This is a genomic window from Sporomusa sp. (assembly GCF_057736855.1).
On sequence record NZ_JBYKYF010000006.1, the window covers coordinates 22225 to 28680 of the forward strand.

At 45.1% G+C, this 6456-nt stretch carries 7 protein-coding genes; 3 read left to right on the forward strand and 4 right to left on the reverse strand.

Going from position 1 to position 6456, the window contains the following annotated elements; all coding sequences use genetic code 11:
* The first annotated feature begins 19 nt into the window (after window positions 1-19).
* On the forward strand, window positions 20-781 hold the full coding sequence (locus AC29Z1_RS00980; RefSeq protein WP_488269586.1) for a hypothetical protein: 762 nt from the start codon (window positions 20-22) through the stop codon (window positions 779-781).
* Between the two features lie 80 nt (window positions 782-861).
* Here AC29Z1_RS00980 and AC29Z1_RS00985 read toward each other — a convergent pair whose 3' ends face one another.
* Window positions 862-1191 carry a hypothetical protein gene (locus AC29Z1_RS00985; protein ID WP_488269587.1) on the reverse strand — a complete coding sequence of 110 codons (330 nt, stop codon included), beginning with the start codon at window positions 1189-1191 and terminating at the stop codon, window positions 862-864.
* Window positions 1192-1362: 171 nt separating this feature from the next.
* Between AC29Z1_RS00985 and dinB the strand changes: the two genes are divergently transcribed.
* Window positions 1363-2523 carry a DNA polymerase IV gene (gene dinB / locus AC29Z1_RS00990; protein ID WP_488269588.1) on the forward strand — a complete coding sequence of 387 codons (1161 nt, stop codon included), beginning with the start codon at window positions 1363-1365 and terminating at the stop codon, window positions 2521-2523.
* An 8-nt stretch (window positions 2524-2531) separates the two neighbouring features.
* On the opposite strand, the gene AC29Z1_RS00995 is transcribed toward dinB, so the two are convergent.
* Window positions 2532-2846, reverse strand: coding sequence for a hypothetical protein (locus AC29Z1_RS00995; RefSeq protein ID WP_488269589.1), 315 nt, complete (start codon window positions 2844-2846; stop codon window positions 2532-2534).
* 188 nt (window positions 2847-3034) lie between these two features.
* On the opposite strand from AC29Z1_RS00995, the gene AC29Z1_RS01000 reads away from it, so the two are divergent.
* Window positions 3035-4162: a M20/M25/M40 family metallo-hydrolase gene (locus tag AC29Z1_RS01000; RefSeq protein ID WP_488269590.1), complete on the forward strand. Its 1128-nt coding sequence runs from the start codon at window positions 3035-3037 to the stop codon at window positions 4160-4162.
* 96 nt (window positions 4163-4258) lie between these two features.
* On the opposite strand, the gene AC29Z1_RS01005 is transcribed toward AC29Z1_RS01000, so the two are convergent.
* Entirely contained in the window at window positions 4259-5329 is a 1071-nt protein-coding gene (locus tag AC29Z1_RS01005; protein WP_488269591.1) for a tetraprenyl-beta-curcumene synthase family protein, read from the reverse strand.
* 136 nt (window positions 5330-5465) lie between these two features.
* The coding region (locus tag AC29Z1_RS01010; protein ID WP_488269592.1) for a Ppx/GppA phosphatase family protein at window positions 5466-6456 on the reverse strand (991 nt) is incomplete at its 5' end.

Genomic DNA, 6456 nt, shown 5'->3' on the forward strand with positions numbered 1-6456 from the left:
ATTGTATGGTGGTGTTAATTTGGTTGATAATAAGCATTATTATGAGAAAGTTGTTCGTGAAATATATGAGGCCATTGGACGGGAAACTTCAGTAAAAACGCTTGTGGCCAAACATAACTTTACTCTTCAGGGAAAGACTTCAGAGCATCAGGCTGATGTCTACTGGGAGTTTAGTGATGGCGAAATTACATACAAAACAGTTATTCAGGCCAGAGAAACGGTAACTCTTAATGAACTTTTTGCATTGCTGCGCATTATTCAGGACATCCCTGGACAGACAGTAGGGGTGATAGTATGTCAACCTGTTTATAAAAAAGATATTAAAGAAATGGCTGCTTCGTCCGGGATTATTCTCTACGAAATATTACCCCATTCGGATCATGATATTATCGAGCCAGTGGTTGATCATGTCCAGATAAATGTAGACAAAGAATGGGTCAAGCGTGAGAAAGAGCGGGCAGGCATTGGCGATGAGCCGATACATGTTACAACGAATCCGAAATACGCGTTTATTTATGATGAACAAGGAAATTGTATAGATTCGGTGCAAGGTATTTTTGATAATTATAGCAAACGGCGGGAAAAGCCTGTCGGTCAAAAACAGACGATTGTACACACCTTTAGCGCGCCAACGTTTTTGCAGACCAATCATGAGCTAGTACCTTTTGTCAAATTGACCAATATAACATTTGACATTGAATTTGTCAGGGTTCATGAATTACCGGGCGAGGAAATGGTGGAATATATTTTGGATAAGGTATTTAGGTATTTTCGCCGGTAATAATATAGATTTCATCCTGTGACGGCTATGTATATGCAAAAAAAGTCCCTGCGGCACTGACGCCGGGGACTTTTTATGGATTAGAACTTAGTTACGCCAAACGGGATATATTTATCAAGGTTATCTGAGAGATGAATATGGAATAGGAAATCTTGTTTCGGTATATGTATGGTTTGATTAGTATCAGGTCGGAAATCAATGGCGGTTATGGGCAGTTTGTCACCTAAGTGAATTGATAGGGTACGATCCGATTTGATGACCATATAGTCTGAGAGAGTCAGGAGAGTGGTTACCGGTTTTTCCGTTTTCTTGATGGATTCTGACCAGATAATTGGCTGAAGTGCTGCCGAAGCAGTAGGAACAAATGGAACCAGCAAGGCGAGTAAACATACAGCAATTTTCCGTTTCATAATAACCCTCCTCTTACATACCAAAAGTTTATCATATTTATCGGGAAAATTAAAGAAGATTGCATTACAATATATGGAAAAGAAATCGTATATTAGCTTGCTTTGCTGTACGTCCTGGTGTATAATGAGTCAGAACATATGTTCCTAATGGGTTTGATACGAGGTGATACCATGCAGCGATGGATTATTCATGTTGATATGGATGCCTTTTTTGCTGCCATCGAACAGCGGGACAATCCGGAGCTTCGTGGCCGCCCGGTGATTATTGGTAGTGAAGGAACACGTGGCGTTGTCGCTACCGCTTCCTATGAGGCACGCAAATTTGGCGTCCGTTCGGCCATGTCTTCGGTTGAGGCCAAACGGCGTTGTCCGCAGGCCATTTTTTTGCCGCCCAATCATACAAAATATAGACAGGTGTCGCAGGAAATTTTACATATATTTGCCGAGTATTCCCCGTTGGTTGAACCACTTTCCCTGGATGAGGCGTTTCTGGATGTAACGGGTATGGAAGGTTTATTTTCTGACCCAGTAGTTATCGCGCGTAAGATTAAAGAACACATTAAGGCAGAACTTAGCCTTACTTCCTCCGCCGGTGTGGCTCCGAATAAGTTTTTGGCTAAGCTGGCCTCAGATATGCAAAAACCGGATGGTTTGGTAGTTATCCGTCCTGAGCAAGTAACTAGCATTCTAAAAGATATTCCTGTTACCCGGCTATGGGGTGTAGGGCGGACAATGGCGCAAAAGCTGGCTAGTTTGGGACTTACTACTATTGGTCAGGTCGCTCAGGCTGACCCGGAGCTGCTTGTCAAACATTGCGGGCAGCAGGGGTATATTTTTCATCAATTAGCCAATGGTCAGGATAACCGTCCGGTGGTGGGGGAGTGGCAGCCTAAGTCAATTGGTAAAGAGACTACTTTTGCCAAAGACTTATATGGGTTGGAAGAACTTAAAACTGAGTTGTGGGCGTTGGTGGAAAAGGTAGGCTGGCGGCTAAGGCGGCAAGGCGTAAGCGGACGGACTGTTACCGTAAAAGTTCGGTTTGCCTCGTTTCGCACTATTACTCGTAGTCGGACGCTGGCGGTGGCTGCCAACCTGGATGAGACCATTTACCGTAATGCCCAAGAGATTCTGGCCCAGATCACTCTCAATGAAGGAGTACGGCTGCTGGGGGTAACTATGAGCAATCTGGAAGTAGCAGGCAGCCAAATGTCCTTGTTTGATCAAGGAGAAGAAAAAATAACGGCTATTGCCAAAGCTGTTGATGAGGTAAAAGCTAAGTTTGGTGAAGGCGCCGTTACCCGCGGCAGAACCATGCTTTCCCGGTATCGCTAGACTTATGGTTACAGTCGCGGGCGGCGGGATAGCCGGTATCGTAAGGTATCGATAACCTGGCTAGAGTTTAAGCCGGTAATATTGAGCATAATAGTGCTAGGATGGTCTGCCAAGATATCATGGTAGTTTCCTAGGCTGATATCGGCATGATCGGGGTGAGATAAAAGAGAGTCGGCATCAGGACGGTAGCTGGTATATAAATAAGCGTCAACTGCCTGGCCCGGTCGGCTGTGGTAGGTATTGTCAACTACTCGGAAGCCCTGTTTGGTAAGTTCAGCGGCCAATCTGGCGCAGGGCGTGGATAACATGATGGTTTTTGGCATGATTAGCACCCTTTCTGCAATTTTGTCTGCCAGAATTGCATCGCATTATAAGTACGACTAACTTTTGCCGGAAACGCCATGTAGGTGCTCCGCAATTAGCTGTCTGAAAGTACTTGGCACAGGCCAAGTCTTTTCTTATACTGTTAATATGACTGGGTGCATCAATAAATATGTAGGGAGGGATTTACATGATTCATCGTAAACGAATGCTTGACGAATTTTTTGAACTAGTCCAAATTAAGTGTTCCACCAGGGCAGAACGCGAAGTAGCTGATGTAGTAAAACAAAAATTGGCTGATTTACAGCTAGAGGTCTCAGAAGATGATACTGGGGCCAAAATTGGCGGCAACTGCGGTAATGTATTTGCCTTTCTTCCTGGTACGGTAGCCGAAGCTCCGGCTTTGCTGCTTACAGCACATCTTGACTGTGTTGAACCTTGCGGTGGTATTGTTCCTGTTCTGAAAGATGGAATCATTACTTCGGCCGGTGACACGATATTAGGTTCTGATGATAAATCTGGCGTGGTTGCTATTTTGGAGGCGCTACGTCTGGTAAAAGAGCACAACATTCCTCATGGTGATATCCAGGTGGTATTTACGGTAGCTGAGGAAGGCGGCCTTAACGGTTCGAAAAATTTAAACCCCGCACTGCTCAAGGCTGATTTTGGCTATGCCTTAGATTCCAGCGGCTCACCGGGAGAAATTGTTACTATGGCTCCTGGTCAAAACAAGCTTGATATTACTGTTTACGGTAAAAAAGCCCATGCGGGAGTTGCCCCGGAGGAAGGGCTAAATGCCATTGTTCTGGCCGGTAAGGCACTGGCACAGCTTAAGGATGGCCGTATTGACTCAGAGACTACGGCTAATATTGGTATTATCCAGGGCGGGACAGCTACTAACATTGTGCCTGATGTTGTTAAGATTAAGGCTGAAGCCCGAAGCCGCAATACAGCGAAGTTAGCGGCGCAAACAGAGCATATGCGCCAAGTTTTTGAAGAAACTGCCAAAGCAGCAGGTGGCCGAGCAGAAGTCATTATTAGCAAAGAATATGATGCCTATATGCTGCCTGAAACAGCACCGGTTGTGACCCTGGCGCGGCAAGCGGCTGAAAGCATTGGTCTCAAACCAGTGATTAAGCCAACGGGTGGTGGCAGTGATGCCAACTATTTTAATAGTTACGGGATACCCACTGCCGTTTTAGGTACTGGTATGTCTAAAGTACATACCACAGATGAATATATCAAGGAAGAGGACTTGTACAATATCGGTGAGCTTACTCTGGCAATTATTAAAATTGTTGGTCAGAGTAAAAAGTAACGCTGGTTTTTGCTTAACATAATTGTTGGTACATATATCATAAAACGACTAACAAGCGAGATTGCTCCGCATGGGCGTGCAATCTCGCTTGTTAGTTTATAACAGTTTCTTTTTTCTAAGCAAACAGCATAATCCGTACATTAAACGGGGGAAGAAACCTGCTGATTGCAGCAGGCTATCGCGGATGCCGCGAGTTGGCGGCAAATTGGTTTTGGGATCTGATAAATACATCGCCAGTAAGCCGTCAACCACTAATTGGGGAAAAACCGACTCTGGCAGGGTTTTGGCCTGATTCTTGGCCTGCTTTATAAAGTATGTAAGTCGTAGTAAGGTTTCCTCAGGACTATGATAATAAAAGACAAAATTAAGGTCGCCGCCTAATCGGTCTTCCGCTTCATCAATAAAATAATCTAACAGAATATGTAGGCCGTTAATCCAGGGAAAATAGGCTGCAGCAATTTGATCGACATCCTGCGAAGTTAACTGGGGATTATAAGCGGCTGCACAGAGCATAAACATGCCTAGCGTTGAGCCGGTAGCCGCTGCAAACTCCCAGGGGCTAAGTTCCGGATAAGCTGGAAGATATTTATTTATCCAGGTTAGCATCTTGTCTTCCCGGATAGATGGATCAAGATGTTTATAGGTTTGAAGTTCACTATATAATCCGGCCTGGCGGAGAGCTTCTGTTTTGACTAAATGGTAGGACGGTAGTTTGGCTATTTCCTGTCTGCAGGTATTGACGAGTTGGGAAAGATAGCCGCCGTCATCTTTATAAGGGTAGGCTGCATAGTAATCATTAAGGGGTCTATCTGGGTCCAAGGCATCAGTCATGGCCAAATGCAATTGGCGAAAGGCAGTTTCGTCGGCCACTCCCGCTCTGTCGCATAGATTATCCAGATAATCACTGATGGTTTGGAGTGCCACAACCAGCCGGACAAAATCGCGGGTAGGTACTCCTTTATAGAGGCTATAGACACTGCCGCCCTGACAATGAAATTTTTTTGAATGAATACTGGCAAGGGCTTGATCGGACAATTCGCGCATACCATGTGTGCTTGCATAACTATGCCAAGTATGTAATTCATTATCAACCAGAGGAAATACCTCGCGGACAAATCTTGTTAAGAGTGTAAACCTTGAGATTGTGGCAGCCAAGGATGAGGCCATAGATGTTCCTCCTTATAGCAGCAGAGACCCTGATTGCTTACTATAGTATTATTCAAAATTTTGGTAAATATGTAAGATAGAATTGATTACTACAGCTTATTTATCCATGATAACGCACTTGACGGAGTTGGCTGGGTTACACAATCACCAGTTCATAACCCAGTTCTTTTTTAAACCATTTGCGATGTTGAGCTGCTGCTTGGCGTTCAATGCTTACCGGGTATTGGGTAACGAGCTTCAATACTGCTTGTGTGCCGGTAATGGTGGGTTCAACATCTTCTACTAAGCCGAGTTGAGTAGTCTCGAGACTCTCGGCCAGAGCCAGGAGCAGTGCCATTTTGCGGGCAGTTTGCCAGTTATTCTGATCAAGAAATTCGCTATAGATCTTATTACGGACATATTTGGCGGATGGCCCGTTATGCCAGCCGGCCACTACGGCCAGCAGCATTTGTTCGCGGTGTGTCAGGCCGAATAGGCGGGCGTTTTCAACAAGGTAGGCACTATGGCGGGCATGATCATAGTAGTTAATGGTTATGCCAATATCATGCAGCAAAGCGGCTACCCGGAGTAGTTTTCGGTCTCGTGCTGTTAAATGTAAAATAGACTGCCATTTATCAAACATCGTCTCAGCCAGCTTGGCTACATGTTCGGCGTGGGCTTCATTTCCTTTGTAAAATAATAACATATTACGAGTGGAATGCAGCAAAATATCAGGTATAACCTCAGGCTGCCGTTGGGAGGCAAGATAATATTTCAAAAACATACCCTCACGGACACCGCAGCCGCTAACAATAATATTAGTGGCCTGCGATACTTCCAGTAGAGACTTGACAATGGCTGTACCAGCGATAATAATATCAGCCCGTTCACTGCTTAGACCAGGGTATTTACGGCGGTGCGCCAACGTGGTTATAGCCAGGCCGCGCCATACTACGTCAAAAGCCATGGGGCCGACACGGAAATTGTGAACTTTGGGAAAAGGATAATACTTTTTCTTTTGGTCTATTTTGGCAATATTGCGGGCCGTACCACCGACCCCGACGATAGGAAGATGGAGTCGTTTGAGCCATGGTAATTGTTCTAGGTAGCTAATTATATACTCGCGCATGGCGGCAAGCTGAGTATCG